Source organism: Legionella stuttgartensis (genome assembly GCF_977063405.2).
Genome location: NZ_CDRUHA020000061.1, coordinates 41,114 through 59,761 on the forward strand (window position 1 = coordinate 41,114; position 18,648 = coordinate 59,761).

Genomic DNA, 18,648 nt, shown 5'->3' on the forward strand with positions numbered 1-18,648 from the left:
TAAAAACTGCATTTCTTGTTTTAAATTTAAGACTCCACTAATTGAGCAATCGCTTCTACCCAAGATTTATGAGTATTTAAACAAGGAATTAGAGTAAATTTCTTTCCTCCTAAATCATGCCACCGCTCTTTAAGGCGCATGCCTATTTCTTCTAATGTTTCCAGACAGTCAACCGTAAACGAAGGGCAAACCACTGCAAGATGTTGCACTCCCCGTTCAATTAACTCAAATAAAACTTCATCCGTATATGGTTTTATCCAGGGTGTTTTCCCCAATCTTGATTGAAATGCCGTGGTATATTGATGTGCCTCTAAGTTTAATTCTTTTGCAAGCAAACGACTTGTTTCAAAACATTGCGCCCGATAACAAGCTCGATTTTTCAAGCTTGTTAAATGACAGTCTTTCGAGCATATCGTATCGCACCCTGTCTTGATAATGTGGCGCTCAGGAATGCCATGATAACTAAATAATAAATGAAATTCCTTTTCTAAATGGTTTTGAATGACCTCACTTTGTGAAGCGAGGTAGGCAGGGTGATAATAAAAATCACGATGTACACGAAGCGAAGGAATCACGTTTCTCTGAGCTAAGACGCGCATTACTTCTTCAATCGATGAGCCTGTGGCAGCAGCAGAATACTGAGGATATACCGGAAGAATGGTAATCTCGTCACATGATTCTAATTCATTAAGAGCTTGCTCTATGGAAGGAGCACCATAACGCATGCCTAATGCCACTTGATATTGAGCCCCCAAGCGTTGTTGGATAGAAATCGCCAAGTCCTGACTATATACCATTAAAGGCGACCCCCTAGAAGTCCATATCGATTGATATGCATGCGCTGTATTTTTCGATCTAAAAGGCACGATTAATCCATAGACCAAAAAATAACGAACCATCGCCGGTAAATCAATGACTCGTTTATCAGTCAAAAACTCGCGTAAATATCGCTTAATGTCCCGCCTACTCGTAGAATCTGGCGTGCCTAAATTAATTAATAACAATCCTTTTTTCATAGTGAGTAAGCCTTAAAAAAGTGGCATCATAACGTATCATCAATAAATTAAGCTATCCTTTAAGGGTTGCAATAATCACAATAGGTAGGATCGGCTTTTAACAAACCATCTCGTCTCATTTTGTATTCTTGGTGTTCACAAGCAATACAACCCCAAACCTCTTCCTCATAAAACGAGGTTGGAGAGCCACAAAGCGCGCAAGGTAATGCTCCTTTAGTTGCTTTAAATCCAAAGCCAGGGCGTTCACATCGAGCACAAAGAGTAGCAATTCGTTGTGTTAATTTATTCGCCAACTCACCAATCACTTCCATTCGAGTAGGATTCATCATAGCCCGCATGTCCGTTGCTAAAAGAAGCTCTTTTTCAATTTTAAAACCAAGTTCCAGGTGATGAGTCAAGGATTCTATATGGTTAACGCCTTTGGCCAACACACGGTTATTAGAGGGAACTTGCACAATGAGTGCATGAGATGGAAATTGAACTCGTTTAAGAAAAGCATCCAGAACTGTATTTTTGTTAATTGTTATCATCTCATAATTTGTTTTTTGACTTACTAGCTGCTCTGCAATCACCCAATCCCGCGCTCTATCAACAAACACCATCAGCTCGTGAGCGCTCGGTACAAAAGGGAAGGCAGGATGAGGCCCAAAACTTCCCTCCGAAGCAACAGCAAGTGCATAGTCATAGCGCTCTGCTGCTGTTTTAGCCTTTAAAAGGCAGGTTTCATAAGGGCTCAGAGTTCGTGCAATCTCCCCGGTAAACGTCCCAAACTGATCGGTATCAAACTCGTGCACATGCAAAGTGCACGATAATCTAGTCATAAAAGGTAGAGCAATCACTTGCTCTTTTTCATGTTTGGAAGCTAATAAAACATTCTGATTTTTGTAGTACATGATTAAGCCCCTGTAACAGAGTGAAAATAGTCAATTCGCGCCACATTGACATCAGAGACAAACATCACACCTGAATTCTGTTGAAATAAGGTTTTCATGCCTAAAGCAAGGGTTGCAATGACTTCCTCAGGAGCTACGGCAAGAAACATAATCAGCGAAGCTCTGTCATTGAATAATATTTTTCCTTCATGAAATCCATTATGGCCTTTACCTGAAATGTTTCTAAATAAGGTAAATCCGGTGACTTTTGCCTCCTCCATCATCGAGCTGATGAGCTGCTCATGCTCACCAGAAACGATGATTTCTATTTTTTTCATCGGATGCAAATTAATCCCAATATCTTTTCGTTCTTGAACTTTAATAATACTCATTTTTTTCTCCTCGCTATTAGTTTATAAAACTCCACTCACCAGATTGGTTGAGTTGATAAGCAACTTGATTCGTTGGATCAATAACTGCCAAATGCACCCATTGGTTAAAAAATAAGTTTTTTAAGATAGAGTGTTTTTTAATCACTTGAAAAACCATCTCTTTAGGTGCATAGACGACCGTCAATAAACGCTGTGGCTCATGATAGGTGTTCTCATCAGAGCTCATGACCGATTGCAGAGGAAGTCCATGCATCAAATCGCTTCCATTGCCCTGCATTACCCCAATCGCACCAACAACATTGTGAGTGACTTTACTCCCACTCCCAAAGGCCACGTTATCTAAGGTAGAAAATAAATATTGGGTATTTATCCATTCAGCCACCACCATAGGCGCGGTCAAAATCGTCTCAAGCAATGCTCCGTCATGGTCTTGTTCAAAGCGATACGAGTGCAAGAAACAACGACCATCAAGAGGAATATTTTTTGTTAGATGCCGAGGTGCTACAATAAAGGCAGCATTGCGTGCCAAGCCCCATTCATGTCGTGTTTCAGACCAGTCTAAGCTTCGTCTTATGATGTCTTTATGAGGCGTGTCACTGTGTAATTTAATACCCCGCTCTCGGTTGGTTATAAGCCTTGCTTCTTTTAAATCGTTCTGAAGTTGACTTAAAAGCTCAGGATAAAGAGGTTTTACTCTATCTTGTGCATATAGTTCGACACTGTCCGTCGTTGTATTATGCAGGGCCCCGTAAAATACCGTATCTAAGGGAATGTGTATGCCGCAGTCCTCCAAACCTTGTCGAACCTCACGTTTATTAAGAATGGACGCCAACAGTCGCGCGTTGATACCACCATGATTTCCACCACAAGCCCCACAATCCAAGGCAGAAGCATAAGGATTATTTTCAGTAGTACTGCCATGGCCACAGAGAATAATGAGTTTAGCAAAACCTGAGGTGAGCCCCATAAGTCGTAATACTGTTTCAGCATAACTAATCTGCTCGTTCAAGGACAAACCTTGCTTTGAATCGGTTTCACTTAACTCATAGGCGACTTTGGTCGGAAGTGCAGGTTTCAACCAACTCTTGATGGTTGAAACTGAATGTTTCGTTAATTCTGGTGATAAGGATTTTAAAGTCATATTTAGACCACACCAAAGCCCTAAAGATTCGACTAAGGCAAACGGTGTCGACACATTGTGTTTGAGTTGCGTATATAGGCTTTTACAACTGTTAATGAGTTTTTTTCCTCGCTGATAACGCTCAAAATCGTCTTTATTCGCAGCATCCGGTATTTCTTTAATAGCATATTTTGGCTTTAACAAGACAGGACAGCACTCTTTATTTTTATTGCTATCGAACTCATCGATACGAACAGGGAGACCAAAAAATCCGGCAAAACCAAAGGTTTCATACTCCCCTAAAGACTCAATGGCGCGACGAAAAGGTTCTGACCGAACGTCAATACAAAAAACCAATTGTGCATTTCTTCGAGGAACCTGGGCGGCTTCTTTTTGTATCTCTGGCAAAAGCTGACTTAATAGCTTTTGCCGATAGGAGTCTTCATTACTTTTTAATTGCCCCAACACTTTTTTAACCAAAGAGCCATTGTCGACGTTTTTTTTTTCGTTGGCAGCATCAGGCCAGAGGATGCAGGTGAGAACCAAGCGCACCGCTAGAAAATCAATAAGAGTGACCGGTGTTTCTCCTGGCCTCTTTGAATTCTGCCAGTCTGTTTTCCACTTCACAAGCCCAGCCCATCCGGGTAAATAGGAAAGTGTCTTTGAAAGAAATTCTTCTTGTCCTTCTGAAACATGAAGTCTTTGCATACAAATTCTAATTGCCTCTTCTGCCGATTCAGGCAATTGCTGCAGAAACTCTTTTGCTTCTTTTTTATTATGGTGCACTTGCTTGTCAAAATATGCTAACTTCAAGAACCCATAATAAAACCCCTGTTCACGATGAGGCATGTCAATAGTGCCTTGGCCGGCATCAAAAAAACCACCGCACCATTTAATCATTTGCAAATTAACCTCTTCGAGCTGTATATTGCGCTCTGCTCTTTGGCGTCTAAAGCCACCTTGGGCCAATGCCTCTTCAAAGGTTTGTGCTTCAAAGCCTTGCAAGGGATTACAGGCAATAAAAGTTTCAAGCGGCCAAACGGGCGCAATGCATTTTGCAGCGTTGTGCACTAAGACATGTAGTTCAAGGTCTTTGTTTTTTCCAGGATCAATGGTCATACCTACTTTTTTAATGCCGTTGGTTGCCATATCTTCTTTCGATAGCGTTTTTGCAGTAGACATAAATACTCCTTAATACCTTTAGTAGTTGTAATGATTTCGTAACGCAGTGACAGTTTTTCTAGAGGGCTGACTTGAATTGAACAAGCTCATATAAAGCCAACAACCCAGCTTTGATTGCCCCATTGTTTGATGCACCCCTAGATTAAAGACCGCCCATAAAGCCCCAAATAAAGCCATGATGATCCAATGAATAATCGATAACGGGTGGGCTTGCATTGTTGATATGCTTGGGATCAACCACTGAATCAGCTGAATACTCGCGCCATACATAAGCCCTGAAAGCAGAGCAAGAACAAGGCCTGAGACTAGACTTAACAACGTTTGATGAGCACGAATCCAAGTAAGCATGAGTTGTGCACCGGCAATTAAGGCAAAGAACAAGACAAAACTACTTGCCTCATACACTGACAGGGACTTATGTGTCACGAAAGCAAAGGAAATCATTGCCACCCCACCACCAGCAAGAGAAGTGAGAAGTATCATGGGAGATACTTTAGAGGAATGAGTCTCTGATTTTTTTTGTTTCACTGCAGAGCCCGAGCTTAAAAATAGATAGGCTTTGAATAACCCGTGCCAACACAGGTGCGCTATGGCTGCAGCAAATAAACCCACACCACATTGCATCATCATAAACCCCATTTGCGCCATGGTGGAGCAAGCCAACATTTTTTTAATATCATGTTGCATCAATTTCCAAACTGTACCCAGTAATGCAGATATGGAACCGAGTAGGAACAGTACAGTTAACAATCCTGGATAAAGCATCATTAGTGACGCAAATTTAACGATTAGAATTCCTCCACCATTAACAAGGCCTGCGTGCATTAGAGCAGAAACCGGAGTTGGCGAATTTAAAGAGCTGATAACCCATCGATGAAAAGGAAACAATCCAGATTGGGCAAATCCGCCCACCAAGATAAGGCCCGTCGAAAGTGAAAGTAATGATAAGTGACCAGGGTTAGATAGTTGGGTCAAAGTCGAAATAGAGCATGTTGAGTAAGTAACACTTAAAATAATAAATGCAACTAGTAAACACAGACTTCCTATCGACAACGTATATAAGGCCAAAAGACCAGAGTTTTTGGAGGCCACCCATTCTTTCTTATGCACCATCAACAGCACTAGCAAAACATTTGAAGCAAACCAAGCGCCCCAGAATAAAAATAAATTATCGGCAAGCACCATGAGCATGGCCGTTAATGTCAGTGCCGATAAAAGAAGAAAAAATCGTCTGTAGAGTCTGTCTCCATGCATGTACCTTAATGAAAATCGATGCACGATAAAACTCACCAATAACACTAAATTACATAACAACAGACTCAGTGTATTAAGGCTAATTAATAAGTAGATTGTAGGATTGTGCGATAAGGATAAGTAAGATAGTAATCCCACCCCAATCAAAAATCCTACCCCAATACAATAACCTGCCAAGCGCGCCCCAATGATTGGTCGAGAAATTAAACCGCAATTAAAGGCAAGCGCGATTATTGGACAGGCTAACATAAGACATAAAAAAATTAGAACTATTGTATTCACACCATTCCCCATTAGAAATTGTTTTGCTACAATTGAAATGTATTAGATATACTGATATAAGTAAAATTAAAAATATTTATATTTACTATTAGGAATCCTAATGTCACTAGATACAGTAACGTTACAATGCTTTTTAGCAGTAGCAGAAACTCAAAGCTTCACTAAAGCAGCCTCTCGTGTGGGCCGAACTCAATCGGCCATCAGTCAGCAAATAGCAAAGCTTGAGAATTTAATTGAAAAACAGTTAATTACACGTGGAAGAGAGTTATCTCTAACCCCAGATGGGGAGATTTTTTTAAGCTACGCGAAACGAATTTATGAACTGCACCGTGAATCGCTTGATCGATTTAAAACCCCAGAACTTCAGGGTGAACTACGTTTTGGTCTGCCAGAAGACTTTGCATCCATGATGCTCTCGGATATCTTGGTGGAATTTTCAAGGCTTCACCCGAGAGTCATGCTCAATGTGGAGTGTGATTTAACTCTCAACTTAATTGAACGATTTAATCGGGACGAATTTGATTTAATTTTGATAAAAACGAATGAAAGAAATCAAATTTCCGATGGGGTGAATGTATGGAATGAATCCGTAGAATGGGTAGGCAAAAAAGAACTACTGCCAGCACTTAATGATAAAGCAGTTATTCCATTAGTTCTTTCACCTACTCCCTGTGTCTATCGCGGCAATGTCATTGAGTCACTTAATCAACTTCACTTAAAATGGCGCCTGGCATTTAGTAGTCCAAGTTACGCCGGTAAAATGGCAGCCGTTCGAGCAGGCCTTGGGATTACCGCCATACAGCGTAGTATGATTCCAAACTATTTGGATAGGCTGGATGATTATTTTCTACCCTCTTTAAAGGACATCCATGTCTCCTTAATTAAAAAGGAAGATGCAAACAAAGCAATTGATTCCCTGGAGTTTTTTATAATGGATAAATTTAAACATTAAGCAAAGGATATGGGGCGTTTAATGAAACAGGAAATGAATTCCATTGTTGAGACCTTAGATAAAGCGACTATCGCATCAATAGTCATGATAAGCGTGATAGTGAGCCTACTCACCTTAAGCATTCCTATTGCAGCTCAAACATTAGTCAATCTGCTTGCTTTTGGTAAACTGCTACAACCTGTTCTTACTCTAAGCGTAATGGTGCTTGTCTTAATGATTGCTCTAGGAGCTTTAAATATTTGGCAAGCGATTATCATTGAAGTTATTCAACAAAAATTAATGGTGAAAATAAGTCTTAACCTAACTCGTCAATTTACTCATTTGTCACTAGATAATTTCTCCTCCCATCATGGGCCCGAGCTCGTTAATCGTTTTTTCGAAGTGGTGACTATCAACAAAGCGCTATCAAGTCTATTACTCTATGGCGTGAACTTAATTTTGCAGCTCTTTTTTGGTTTACTCTTGCTTCTTTTTTATCATCCATTCTTTCTGGTATTCGATGGATTTATTGTACTAAGTATAATTTTGATTGTTTTTCTACCTTACCGAAAAGGATTGGCGAGTGCCGAAAAAGAATGCGCGGAAAAACATCAAGTAGGTGCATGGCTAGAGGAGTTACTGACCAATCGCTTTTTATTTCGCTTTAATCGTTATCATAACTATGCAACTCAACAAACAGATAAGCGCTTGGTTTCCTTTTTAAAAGCACGCAACATGCACTTTAAACAACTTATCAAACATCAGGTTGGTTTTTATCTCCTCTCGGCAATCGCCAGCAGTCTTCTACTCGGCTTAGGAGGCTATCTCGTGATTAACAACCAATTAAGTTTAGGTCAGCTCGTTGCGGCAGAGATTGTTCTTGGCGCGTTAATCTATGCTTTTAAACGTTTTGGTGTTCTTTTGGAAAATTATTACGACTTAGTAGCTTCCGAGCATAAAATTGACGTTGTATTAAATCTCCCAAGCGAAACGATTAACACCGAATTAAGCGAACTTATTATTCCCATAAGAAGCATCACACTAGTCACTGAAAATCAAAAAAAGGCCTCCAGCACTCCTGAAAATCCCCTTGTTATTTGTATAAATGAAACACAACAACAAGAATCACTTAGCGATTTTATTTTAGGTTTTAAAAATAATAATGCTCTCACCCTGTATATCAATGAGACCTTCTGTCATCAAGAATACAGACGCTCCCTGCGTGAGCACACTCTGCTGCTTAGAGACAAAGAATGGTTTGCAGGCAGCATTTATGACAATTTACGACTTAATCAACCGTCTTTTTCGATACAGCAATTAAAAGAGGTTTTAGAATCATTTGGGCTGATGGATAAAATTATGGGCCAACCCCAGGGCTTAAAAAGCATAATCTATGACTGGGAGTACGTATTTAATGAGCTTGAACTCATTCAACTCATGGTGATTCGTGCGCTACTTTCAAAACCTCAGCTTATTATAATCGATAGAGCTTTTGATAGACTGACCACAAAAGACATTGAGTTATTGCTGTTTCATTTAAGAACGCTTAATAACACGCTTTTGATTGTAATCACCCAATACCCAAAACTTATTCCACTGTCTAACTGCCGGGTGCTCTCATGAAGCTGCACGCTTATCAGATGATTGGCAAATTACCTAATCCTCGCAAAATTGCCAAAATTATTTTTTTAGTTCTTTTGATTTTAATTTTATTTTTAAGCTTTACCCCTTGGCAACAGTTTGCCCTTGGGGATGGAAAGGTGATTGCTTTTTCACCCACTGAGCGATTGCATACCGTCAATTCACCTATTTATGGCAGAATTAAAAAATGGTATGTTGACGAGGGTGTCCGGGTTAAAGCGGGCGACCCCATTGTAGAGATTACCGATAATGATCCCGAACTACTCAAACGATTGGAGCTGGAAAAAAAGGCCATTTTGCTTCGCATCGAAGCGGCTCAACAATCATTAATAGCAGGAAAAGCCAATGTTGATCGCCAAAAGAACTTATACCAACAAGGCATTAATTCAAAGCGTCAATACGAATTGGCTCAAATTGAATACGCCAAATACCAGAATGAATTAGCACAAGCCAATATTGATAAAGTCAGCATAGATGTTCGGATTGCCAGACAACAAACCCAGCTCATCAAAGCGCATGTCCCAGGAATCATCTTTAAGCGCCTGGCGGGACAAGAAAGCGTTGTTGTTAAAGAGGGGGAAATATTAGCAGAGATTATACCTGTAACCGAATCAAGAGCCGTAGCACTCTGGATTGATGGCAATGACATTCCATTTGTTCAGCTGAATCAAAAAGCACGCCTTCAATTTGAAGGATGGCCCGCCATTCAATTTAGGGGTTGGCCGCAAATCGCCGTAGGTACTTTTGGTGGGAAAGTAGCGTTTATTGACCCCACAGATAATGGCATGGGGCTATTTCGTGCCGTGATTGTGCCTGATGAGCCCTGGCCTGAGCCTACCTTTTTAAGGCAAGGAGTGCGGGTACATGGCTGGGTGCAATTAGGCGAGGTACCGTTGTGGTATGAGTTATGGCGCCAGTTTAACGGCTTTCCTCCTGAAAGCTCAGCACAAAAGGCAAGCTCATGAGGAGATCAACGGTACGGGGGTTAGTCCTTATCCTTTTTGGACTAAATGGTCTATTGGAGTATCCAAAATCGCACGCCTCCCAAAAAATACAAAAGTTAAGCTTAATGGAGGTACTGCAAAGCATCGACACTCATTACCCTCAAGTAAAAATAGCCCGCCTTGAAGTAATTAAAGCCAGTGGCGCTTTTGTCAATGCAAAGGGACAATTTGATCCCTCATTAGAAGCCAGCACTCGCTCGCAACCCGCAGGGGGTTATATTAATAACTATGGCGATACGCAACTTACCATTCCAACGCTTTATAACGGTGTGAAGCTTTTTGCAGGCTATCGTAATGGTGAAGGAAACTGGCCCATTTACTATCAAAACTATTTGACGAACTCCGGTGGAGAATATAGAGCAGGATTATCGCTTCCCCTGCTCCGCGACCGCTTAATTGATAAAGAGCGAACCGGATTATTGTCTTCTGCACAATTGATGCTGATGAAGGAACAAGATGCAGAGGCAATCAAAATAAAAATTTATCAAGAAGCGATTAAAGCTTATTGGCAATGGGTAGAAGCAGGCCTTCAATTAAAAACATTTAAACAACTCCTGCAATTAGCACAAAAACGTCAACATGCAATTGAACAACAGGCCAATCTTGGGGATTTGCCAAAACTTGCCATCAGTGAAAATTTACAACAAATCATTCAACGAGAACAATTACTCAATCAAGCTCAAATGATATTTGAACAAACAAGCATTAATTTATCTCTTTATTTTCGCGACCCAAAGGGAAACCCATTAATTCCTAAAGGACGGTCTTTACCTGCTTTGACCAGTTCCTCATACACCTTCGAGGCCTCACTTAAAGAACACCCAGGAATAAAAAAACTTAACCATTATGCCAATATGATGAAACTCAAACGCAATCAGGCACGAAACGAACTCCTACCTCAATTAGATGCAAGTGCCTACACCTTCAAACAAAATGGAACGGGAGGATACCCCTTATTAATTCCACAAGCAGCAATGGTCGGTGTCTCGTTTAAATTTCCTTTGCTGCAAAGACAAGCCAAAGGGAACCTAATCCAGGCGGAAGGTGAATTGCGTCAAGTTCGTGTTGAAAAGAGATTCTTATACGAACAACTCCACAATGAATTTGCAAATATCCTGATTGGTATCAACAGAAGTAAACGACAAGTCAGTTTATTGAAAAAAGAATTAAGTTTGGCTCAAAAGGTGCAGCACGGAGAAACAAAAAAGTTTTATCAAGGAGACAGTACTTTATTTTTAGTGAATCAACGCGAGCAAATGACCACCCAGGTACAACTCAACACCATACAAGCTCAGGTCCAGTTAGAGGAATTAAAGGCTAGGGCTCGCTATTTCGCTTCAACTCACAGAGCAAATAGCTCTACACAACAAAAATAAATAAGGAAGACATGAGTAGCGCATTAGTTTGGTTTAGACAGGATTTGCGGTTAGCTGATAATCCCGCATTTTTTGAGGCTTGTACGAATCACGAAACAGTGATTCCAGTCTATATTTTGGATGAAAAAAACAGCGTCCTTGGCGAAGCTCAAGCCTGGTGGCTTCATCACAGCCTTCAGGCTCTCAATAACTCGCTAACCACACAACTCGGATTAACACTTATTCTGCGCAAGGGAAACCCATTAGACATTATTTTAGATCTTATAAAGACTGTAAGAGTTGAGGCTATTTATTGGAATCGATGCTATGAACCTAAGAATATCGAGCGCGATAAAGAAATCAAAGCAGCACTTCAAAAATCTGGAATGGATGTCTTCAGCTTTAATGGAAGCTTATTGAATGAACCTTGGACAATAAGAAATAAAACTGGTGACTTTTTTAAAGTCTTTACTCCTTATTGGAAAACGTGTCGACAAGCACTTAGTGCTCAACCAGAACAATTAATATCGCATCATTTTACTTCCGTTTCCTTAAAAAGTGATGAAATTAACGATTGGAGGTTATTACCACATCTCGATTGGGCATCACAATTTCCTGATTTTTGGACACCAGGAGAAGAAGGAGCAAAGCGACGACTGCAAGAATTCATCAAGAACCATCTTCATGGTTATAAAACAAATCGAAATATCCCTGAAAAAAATGCCACGTCACATCTATCTCCGCATTTACATTTTGGTGAAATCAGCCCCTGGACTATTTTAAGAGCCGTTGAGTACGCCAAACTCAACCCACAATGTGATTTAGCGGGAGCCGAGCACTTTTTATCAGAACTGGGATGGCGCGAGTTTTCTTATTACCTGCTTTATCATGTACCATCTTTACCCTATCAAAATTTTAAAAATGAATTTGATTCCTTTCCCTGGCATAACGATGAATCGTTATTAAAGAGATGGCAAAAAGGAATGACGGGGTACCCCATCGTCGATGCAGGCATGCGAGAACTATGGGCTACTGGATACATGCACAACCGAGTAAGAATGATAGTTGCTTCCTTTCTCACTAAAGGCTTATTCATCGATTGGCGATTGGGTGCTGATTGGTTTCTAGATACTTTAGTTGATGCTGACTTAGCCAACAATAGCGCCAGTTGGCAATGGGTTGCTGGTTGTGGGGCTGATGCAGCGCCCTATTTTCGCATTTTTAATCCGGTTCTTCAAAGCCAAAAATTTGACCTCAATGGGGTTTATATACGTCGCTGGGTACCAGAGCTTTCTTGCCTAAATAATGGTGAAATTCATGCACCTTGGGAATCCAAGAATGCTGCATCAATTTATAGTACAAACAATTATCCTAAACCTATCATTAATCACAGCGAATCACGTTCCAAAGCCTTAGCTTATTACAATCAACTAAAGAAGAGGACTAATCCATGAGTCCTTTAATTCCCTTTTCAGAAGCTTATTCATCTCCCGTGGAACAAGAATTTTACGCGAATAACCGGCGAGTTTCTCATTTAAAAATCAAAAAAGAGTTACATGTTGCTTTGAAATACCCAACTTACAAAGAAGGACTGACCCAAATTTGGAGAACTGATTTTGCACTTAAATAAGCTAATGAAATTAGCATTATGGATTGTGCTCTTTGAGAGCATAGGCTTTTTAATGGGTTTGCTCACTCAGGCTAATATTTACCCTTGGTACGAGCATCTTAATAAGTCTTCCTTAACTCCCCCTGGGTTTGTTTTTTCGGTTATTTGGATCTTATTATATGCACTTCTTGCCATCATTGCCTGGTTTTTATCAAGCAATAATACCGAGTTCTCTAAAATAGTTAAGATGCTTTTTGTATCACAAATGCTGATGAATTGGGCATGGACTCCGCTTTTTTTTGGCCTGCACTGGTTAATACCTAGTGCTCTATGGATTATTAGCTTAACTTGTTTGAATGTGCTCTTAATCATTAAAGTTAAAAAAACGCATAAAAGCATTGCCTGGTTATTAAGTCCTTACGTATTTTGGCTGATGTTTGCTTCATATCTCAATGTGGTTATTGCAATAATGAATTAAAGGAGTTAAATCATGAATATGCTTATTGCAGGAGTCTTCACGACAGCCAACAATTCGATATCATCATTAATTTATCAGAACCTAGTATTGGCTCTAAACGTTGGAGCTAAAAGGTAAAAAAGGAGCTTATTGAAATGAACTCAGTTTAAATTCACTTACCCTAAGGTAGAGTCTGCGCTCGATGAAGAGTTTTCGATACCATAACGCATAAGGACAAATGATGAATGGAATAACATTAAAGCTATTTTTTATTGCTTTTTTTATATTTATTATTACAGATATGATTTGGTTGGGCTTTATTGCCAAGAATCTCTATTTTCAAAATTATGGGCCCTGGTTAAACCTTGTAGACGGCCAATTAAAACCTATTTGGTGGGCGACCCTTATAGTGTATCTCTTGTTTGCTTTAAGTGTTGTCTTATTCATAATTCCACTGGCTCATAATTCACCCTATTGGGCTGCTTGTTACGGAGCCGTTCTCGGTGCCGTAATTTATGGCGTCTACGATTTTACCTGCCTTGCGATTTTTAAGGGTTTCCCCATAGGAATGGGGATCTTAGACTGGTTTTGGGGAATCCTTCTTTGCTCTTGGAGCTCTTTTTTGACCGTTTATTTAGGCAGCCATTTAAAGTAATGCAGGCAAACCATCAGTAACATGAATTATTTATCCCTTGCCTTAAGTTCCGATTGGCAGGATTTCTAGTGATAGTGTCCTGTCGATTTTCCTCGGAAGAGATGATAAGCATACAGTGTATACGCAAGGAGTATAGGAAGCATAATCACGACACCAACAAGAATAAATTTAAGCGTTGAATCAGGAGCCGCGGCTTCCCAAAGCGTCACCTCATGCGGAATTAAATAAGGATAAACACTAATCGCAATTCCTACGTAAGCACACAAGAATACAATGATACTGTAGATGAACGGCTTGTACTCACTTGCCGCATCTAAGTTTTTCCAAACTTGATAAATAGCAACAGCGGCAAACAATGGTAGAGGACTTAATAAAAACACGTTAGGAATACTATACCAACGATGAAAAATTTCATCACTGTGCAAAGGGGTCCAAATACTCACAAAAATCAAGAATAAACCGACTAATACTAACAATCCTCGTGCGTGATGAATCATTGTACGCTGAAGTCTTCCAGTGCTTTTGATAACCATCCAAGTCGAACCTAAAAGAGCATACCCGCACACCAAAGCAATTCCAGTACATAGGCTAAAAGGGGTTAACCAATTGGGATTATTAACAGTCATTGAAGATTCATTGATGGAAAAACCCTGGACAAAAGCACCTAAAATAACTCCCTGAAAGAATGTTGCAGCAACCGAGCTGATTGCAAAAATCCAATTCCAGATTGGTTTCGATCTCATCGCCTTAAAACGAAACTCAAAACTCACACCACGAAATATTAAAGCAATTAGCATGAGCATGATGGGCATGTAAAGAATGGGTAGCAGCAAACCATAGACTTTTGGGAATGCACCATAAAGCATCGCACCGCCAAAAACGAGCCATGTCTCATTACCATCCCAAACGGGGGCAATGGAATTCATCATAGTATCACGGTCTTTTTCATTGGATGTAAATGGAAAGAGAATACCAATGCCTAAATCAAAACCGTCGAGGATGACATACATCAGAATAATAAATCCAAGAAGTGCGGCAAAAATAAGTGGTAACATTATTTTTTCTCCTCAGGAATATCGGTCATATACTGAAATGCATGATGCTCTACTTCTTCTATTAATGTCTCTGGCCCATGTGCAATTAGTTTGAGTAAATAATAGAGATAAAAACCAAAAACAACCCCATAAGCAAGAATAAGCAACGAAAAGGAAATCAGCACCTCTTCATACCCTATAGAAGATACCGCATCTTTTGTCTTTAAAAGATTATAAACTACCCACGGTTGTCGGCCAATTTCAGCGGTTAACCATCCTGCAATACTCGCAATAAATCCTAATGGAGCCATCGCAAAACACCACCGATGAAACCAACGAAGCTTAAACAGTATACCTTTTAAATACAGAAAAACTCCTACTATGGCAGTGAATAACATCAAAATTCCAATACCTACCATAATTCGGAATGAGAAAAAAACAGGGAGCATGCGTGGCTGCTCAGCAGCAGGAACTGAACTCAAACCTATAAGCTCGCCATTCCACTCATGCGTGTTAATAAGGCTTGCAAGCTTTGGCACTCCAATTTGATAAAAGTTTTTTTGTTGTTCTTGTGACGGGATCGCAAACAACACAAGGGGCGCTCCTTTTTGGGTCTGCCAAACCCCTTCCATCGCCGCAGTTTTTAAAGGTTGGTAGTGATGCACATTAATACCCACTATATCGCCAACACCTATTTGCAAAGGAACTAAAATCAACGCTGCCCACAAACTAAACGCTAAGCATCTTTTGGCAATCGCGTTACACTTTTCCCGTAACAGATAATATCCAGAAACAGCCATGATGACAAAACAAGTGGTCACATAAGAGGCCAATAGCATGTGAATAAAACGTGGAATAAAACTAGGATTAAATACTACGGCCCACCAGCTATCGACAATGTACTTCCCATCAACCAATTGATACCCGCTAGGAGTTTGCATCCATGAATTCGCTGACATAATCCAGAATGCGGATATTGTTGTACCAATAGTTACCAAAAGCGTGGCAATAAAATGAAGCTTTGGCGGAACTCTTTTCCAACCAAATAGCATCACCCCTAAAAATCCAGCCTCGAGAAAAAAAGCAGTCAAGGTTTCGTATGCAAATAAAGCGCCCAAGACGTTTCCAAACTGCGTGATAAAGGGGCCAAAATTAGTGCCAATTTGATAGGCTAAAACAATTCCAGAAACTACTCCCATTCCAAAGGTCAAAGCGAAAATTTTAGTCCAAAGTTTGCAGATCTCGAGATAAATTGGATTTTTTGTTTTCAACCAAGTTGCTTCCATAATCACAAGAAATACCGCGAGACCAAGATTTAATGTAGGAAACAAAATATGAAAACCAATACTAAAACCAAATTGAATTCGAGATAGAATTTCTACAAGCATAAAGATCTCAACCGTGTGAATCGATCCATAAATTGTAGCATATTTACTCTTAAGACATACTGTTAAAATTGATAGGTATAAGTATTTTTAATTAAGACAAGGCCATACAATTTTTTATTGACCAAAAGCTGTTAACTAGTCTAGTTTTCTTCTTTTCAGGGGTGACTTTTTATTATAACTGCTCAGCATCTAATGCAGTCAACACTTGAGCTGCCTTGACAAGGATGGCTTTTTTCTTTTCTTGGTCCATTTTATCCCAATTAAAGTACGCATAATGAAGACGGGGGTTGTTTTTAAGCCTGTCTTGATGTTGCTCTATAAAATTCCAATAGAGGGAATTAAACGGGCAGGCATCTTCACCGACTACATCGCTAGGATTATAAGTGCATGACTTACAAAAATTACTCATTTTTTGAATGTATTTCCCGCTTGCCGCATAAGGTTTAGTCGCCATCACCCCACCATCAGCATAAAGCGCCATCCCTAGAGTGTTTGGTAACTCCACCCATTCAAATGCATCAGCATAGACAGCCAAATACCACTCACACACTTCTTTAGGATTAAGACCTGCTAACAGAGCAAAATTACCGGTAATCATTAAGCGTTGGATATGGTGAGAATACGCTTCAACTTGAGTCTGGCGCACTACTTCTTTTATACAAAACATCTGGGTGTCTTTCCCCCAAAATAGTGAGGGCAAGGGCTTGGATGAGTTAAAATAATTCCTGTTTGCATAATCAGGCATCATGAGCCAGTAAATACCACGCACATACTCTCGCCATCCTAATATTTGACGAATAAATCCTTCCACCGCATTCAACGGTGCCAGTTTATTTTTAAAAGCTTCTTCTGCTATACAGCATAACTCTAAAGGCAATAAAAGCCCTGCATTCAGATAAAAAGATAATTTGGAGTGATATAAATTGACTTCATTAGAGCGCATGGCGTCTTGGTAATCACCAAAATAGACTAGACAATGCTCTATAAAGTAGTTGGCCTCACAAAGAGCCTGCTCGCGGGTCACTGCAAAATTAAACGGATGTAATTGACCAAAATGATGAGAAAACTCCTTTTCCACCAAGCTTAAAACCTCTGAGGTCACTTCATCTATAGGATGTGTCAAGCGACTAGGAAATTTTTCGATATGATTTGCATTCTTTCGATTTTGCGCATCATAATTCCACGCCCCACCTACCGGCCTCCCTCGATCATCTATGAGAAGATGATGCTTTTGACGCATCATTCGGTAAAAATACTCCATACGCAACTGCTTTTTATCTTTTGCCCAATAGTTAAACTCGTCTATCGAACATAAAAATCGAGTGTCTTCATGAATGATAAGAGGTATCAACAATTGTTTTTTTAATAGGCTCATTTTTTCTAGAACGCGCCACTCACCAGGGTGAACAACATGTACCTCTGAAATTTTTTCTTCATTGATCGCGCGATGCAACTCCTTTTCAAAAGAACCAGTATTACTGGCATCATCATATTGAGTGTACCGAACTCTATAACCAAGCACTGTTAATCGTCGTGCAAAATGACGCATGGCTGAAAATAAAAAGGCTATTTTTTTAGGATGATGTGCCACATAAGTTGCTTCTTCCATCACTTCACAAAGGAAAACCACATCATCATGCTTATCGATTACAGCGAGTGAAGAAAGTGACTCACTGAGTTGGTCGCCCAAAATAAAGCATAATTTCGTCATAGAACGCCCTAAAAGTAAATAAATTACACTTTAAGCTTTGGACGAACCGAGCTTAAGCCACCATCCACGGCTAGAACTTGCCCTGTTATCCAACTGTTTTCAGAATTAAGAAAAAATAAAATAGCTCGTGCTATATCAGATGGCTCGCCAATTCGCCCCAAGGCATGCATCGCAGTGGATGCCTTAGCAATCAATTGATTCTTGAGTAATGCATCAGTTAAATGTGTTTTAACCATCCCTGGTGCCACTACATTGATACGCAAATTAGATGATGCATAAGTTGCTGCTGCTGATTGTGCTAAGCCAATAACACCTGCTTTGGCTGCAGCAATAGCCTCATGATTAGCCAGTCCAGTTAACGCTGCGGCAGAGGCAATAAGCACCACAGAGCCACCTCTAGTCATTCGTTTGCCTGCTGCGCGTATCGTTGCAAAGGATGTAGTTAAAGACGCATTAACTGTCTTTTGAAACTCCTCAAAACTGGTCATATGAGCACTTTTAAGTAATAAAGAACCAGCGCAATTAACCACCCCATCAATAGAACCTGCTTGCTCAAATACCCTGTCTACTGCATCAAAATCAGAAGCATCCAGAATAAAATCAGGTGCCATTTTATCCGTACTTTGTGCTGTAGTCAGAACCTCATCACCTTGTGTTTTAAGAAGTTCAACTACGGACTGACCAATAGCACTACTTGCTGCAATAATTAAATATCGAGCCATAAATTCCTATACCTTCGTTGTAA

17 protein-coding genes are annotated in these 18,648 nt (G+C 40.0%); 8 read left to right on the top strand and 9 right to left on the bottom strand.

Annotated features, from left to right (window positions below):
• Positions 1–26: 26 nt before the first annotated feature.
• Genes hemH through ACWTEW_RS22635 form a run of 5 tightly spaced genes read right to left on the bottom strand, consistent with a single transcriptional unit; the run spans position 27 to position 6,118 of the window.
• Positions 27–1,016, bottom strand: coding sequence for a ferrochelatase (hemH, locus tag ACWTEW_RS22615; RefSeq protein WP_454783309.1), 990 nt, complete (start codon positions 1,014–1,016; stop codon positions 27–29).
• Between the two features lie 59 nt (positions 1,017–1,075).
• Positions 1,076–1,909, bottom strand: a complete 834-nt coding sequence (locus ACWTEW_RS22620) for a DUF6671 family protein (RefSeq protein ID WP_454783310.1) — start codon at positions 1,907–1,909, stop codon at positions 1,076–1,078.
• Between the two features lie 2 nt (positions 1,910–1,911).
• Entirely contained in the window at positions 1,912–2,280 is a 369-nt protein-coding gene (locus ACWTEW_RS22625; protein WP_454783311.1) for a P-II family nitrogen regulator, read from the bottom strand.
• A 16-nt stretch (positions 2,281–2,296) separates the two neighbouring features.
• A complete protein-coding gene (locus ACWTEW_RS22630) occupies positions 2,297–4,582 on the bottom strand; it encodes a DUF2309 domain-containing protein (protein WP_454783312.1) in 2,286 nt (761 codons plus the stop codon).
• 18 nt (positions 4,583–4,600) lie between these two features.
• Positions 4,601–6,118, bottom strand: a complete 1,518-nt coding sequence (locus ACWTEW_RS22635) for a proton-conducting transporter transmembrane domain-containing protein (RefSeq protein ID WP_454783313.1) — start codon at positions 6,116–6,118, stop codon at positions 4,601–4,603.
• A 100-nt stretch (positions 6,119–6,218) separates the two neighbouring features.
• On the opposite strand from ACWTEW_RS22635, the gene ACWTEW_RS22640 reads away from it, so the two are divergent.
• The 8 genes from ACWTEW_RS22640 (at position 6,219) to ACWTEW_RS22675 (ending at position 13,770) form a co-directional block, all read left to right on the top strand.
• On the top strand, positions 6,219–7,070 hold the full coding sequence (locus tag ACWTEW_RS22640; protein ID WP_454783314.1) for a LysR substrate-binding domain-containing protein: 852 nt from the start codon (positions 6,219–6,221) through the stop codon (positions 7,068–7,070).
• Positions 7,071–7,091: 21 nt separating this feature from the next.
• Positions 7,092–8,672 carry an ABC transporter transmembrane domain-containing protein gene (locus ACWTEW_RS22645; protein ID WP_454783315.1) on the top strand — a complete coding sequence of 527 codons (1,581 nt, stop codon included), beginning with the start codon at positions 7,092–7,094 and terminating at the stop codon, positions 8,670–8,672.
• Entirely contained in the window at positions 8,669–9,655 is a 987-nt protein-coding gene (locus ACWTEW_RS22650) for an HlyD family secretion protein (protein WP_454783316.1), read from the top strand. Before ACWTEW_RS22645 ends, ACWTEW_RS22650 begins: the two co-directional genes overlap by 4 nt.
• On the top strand, positions 9,652–11,070 hold the full coding sequence (locus ACWTEW_RS22655; RefSeq protein WP_454783317.1) for a TolC family protein: 1,419 nt from the start codon (positions 9,652–9,654) through the stop codon (positions 11,068–11,070). Before ACWTEW_RS22650 ends, ACWTEW_RS22655 begins: the two co-directional genes overlap by 4 nt.
• 11 nt (positions 11,071–11,081) lie before the next feature.
• Positions 11,082–12,503 carry a cryptochrome/photolyase family protein gene (locus ACWTEW_RS22660; RefSeq protein WP_454783318.1) on the top strand — a complete coding sequence of 474 codons (1,422 nt, stop codon included), beginning with the start codon at positions 11,082–11,084 and terminating at the stop codon, positions 12,501–12,503.
• Positions 12,500–12,679, top strand: coding sequence for a hypothetical protein (locus ACWTEW_RS22665; RefSeq protein WP_454783319.1), 180 nt, complete (start codon positions 12,500–12,502; stop codon positions 12,677–12,679). The genes ACWTEW_RS22660 and ACWTEW_RS22665 overlap by 4 nt, the downstream gene beginning before the upstream one ends.
• A gap of 4 nt (positions 12,680–12,683) precedes the next feature.
• Positions 12,684–13,136 (top strand): TspO/MBR family protein, encoded by a 453-nt coding sequence (locus tag ACWTEW_RS22670; protein WP_454783320.1) that lies wholly within the window; start codon positions 12,684–12,686, stop codon positions 13,134–13,136.
• A 217-nt stretch (positions 13,137–13,353) separates the two neighbouring features.
• Positions 13,354–13,770 (top strand): DUF2177 family protein, encoded by a 417-nt coding sequence (locus tag ACWTEW_RS22675; protein ID WP_454783321.1) that lies wholly within the window; start codon positions 13,354–13,356, stop codon positions 13,768–13,770.
• A gap of 65 nt (positions 13,771–13,835) precedes the next feature.
• Here ACWTEW_RS22675 and cydB read toward each other — a convergent pair whose 3' ends face one another.
• The 4 genes from cydB to ACWTEW_RS22695 form a co-directional block, all read right to left on the bottom strand.
• The gene (cydB, locus tag ACWTEW_RS22680; RefSeq protein WP_454783322.1) at positions 13,836–14,825 is read right to left on the bottom strand and encodes a cytochrome d ubiquinol oxidase subunit II; all 990 of its coding nucleotides are present in this window, start codon (positions 14,823–14,825) and stop codon (positions 13,836–13,838) included.
• Positions 14,825–16,192 carry a cytochrome ubiquinol oxidase subunit I gene (locus tag ACWTEW_RS22685; protein WP_454783323.1) on the bottom strand — a complete coding sequence of 456 codons (1,368 nt, stop codon included), beginning with the start codon at positions 16,190–16,192 and terminating at the stop codon, positions 14,825–14,827. The genes cydB and ACWTEW_RS22685 overlap by 1 nt, the downstream gene beginning before the upstream one ends.
• A gap of 172 nt (positions 16,193–16,364) precedes the next feature.
• On the bottom strand, positions 16,365–17,903 hold the full coding sequence (locus ACWTEW_RS22690) for a cryptochrome/photolyase family protein (protein WP_454783324.1): 1,539 nt from the start codon (positions 17,901–17,903) through the stop codon (positions 16,365–16,367).
• 23 nt (positions 17,904–17,926) lie between these two features.
• A complete protein-coding gene (locus ACWTEW_RS22695; RefSeq protein ID WP_454783325.1) occupies positions 17,927–18,625 on the bottom strand; it encodes an SDR family oxidoreductase in 699 nt (232 codons plus the stop codon).
• Positions 18,626–18,648 lie beyond the last annotated feature (23 nt).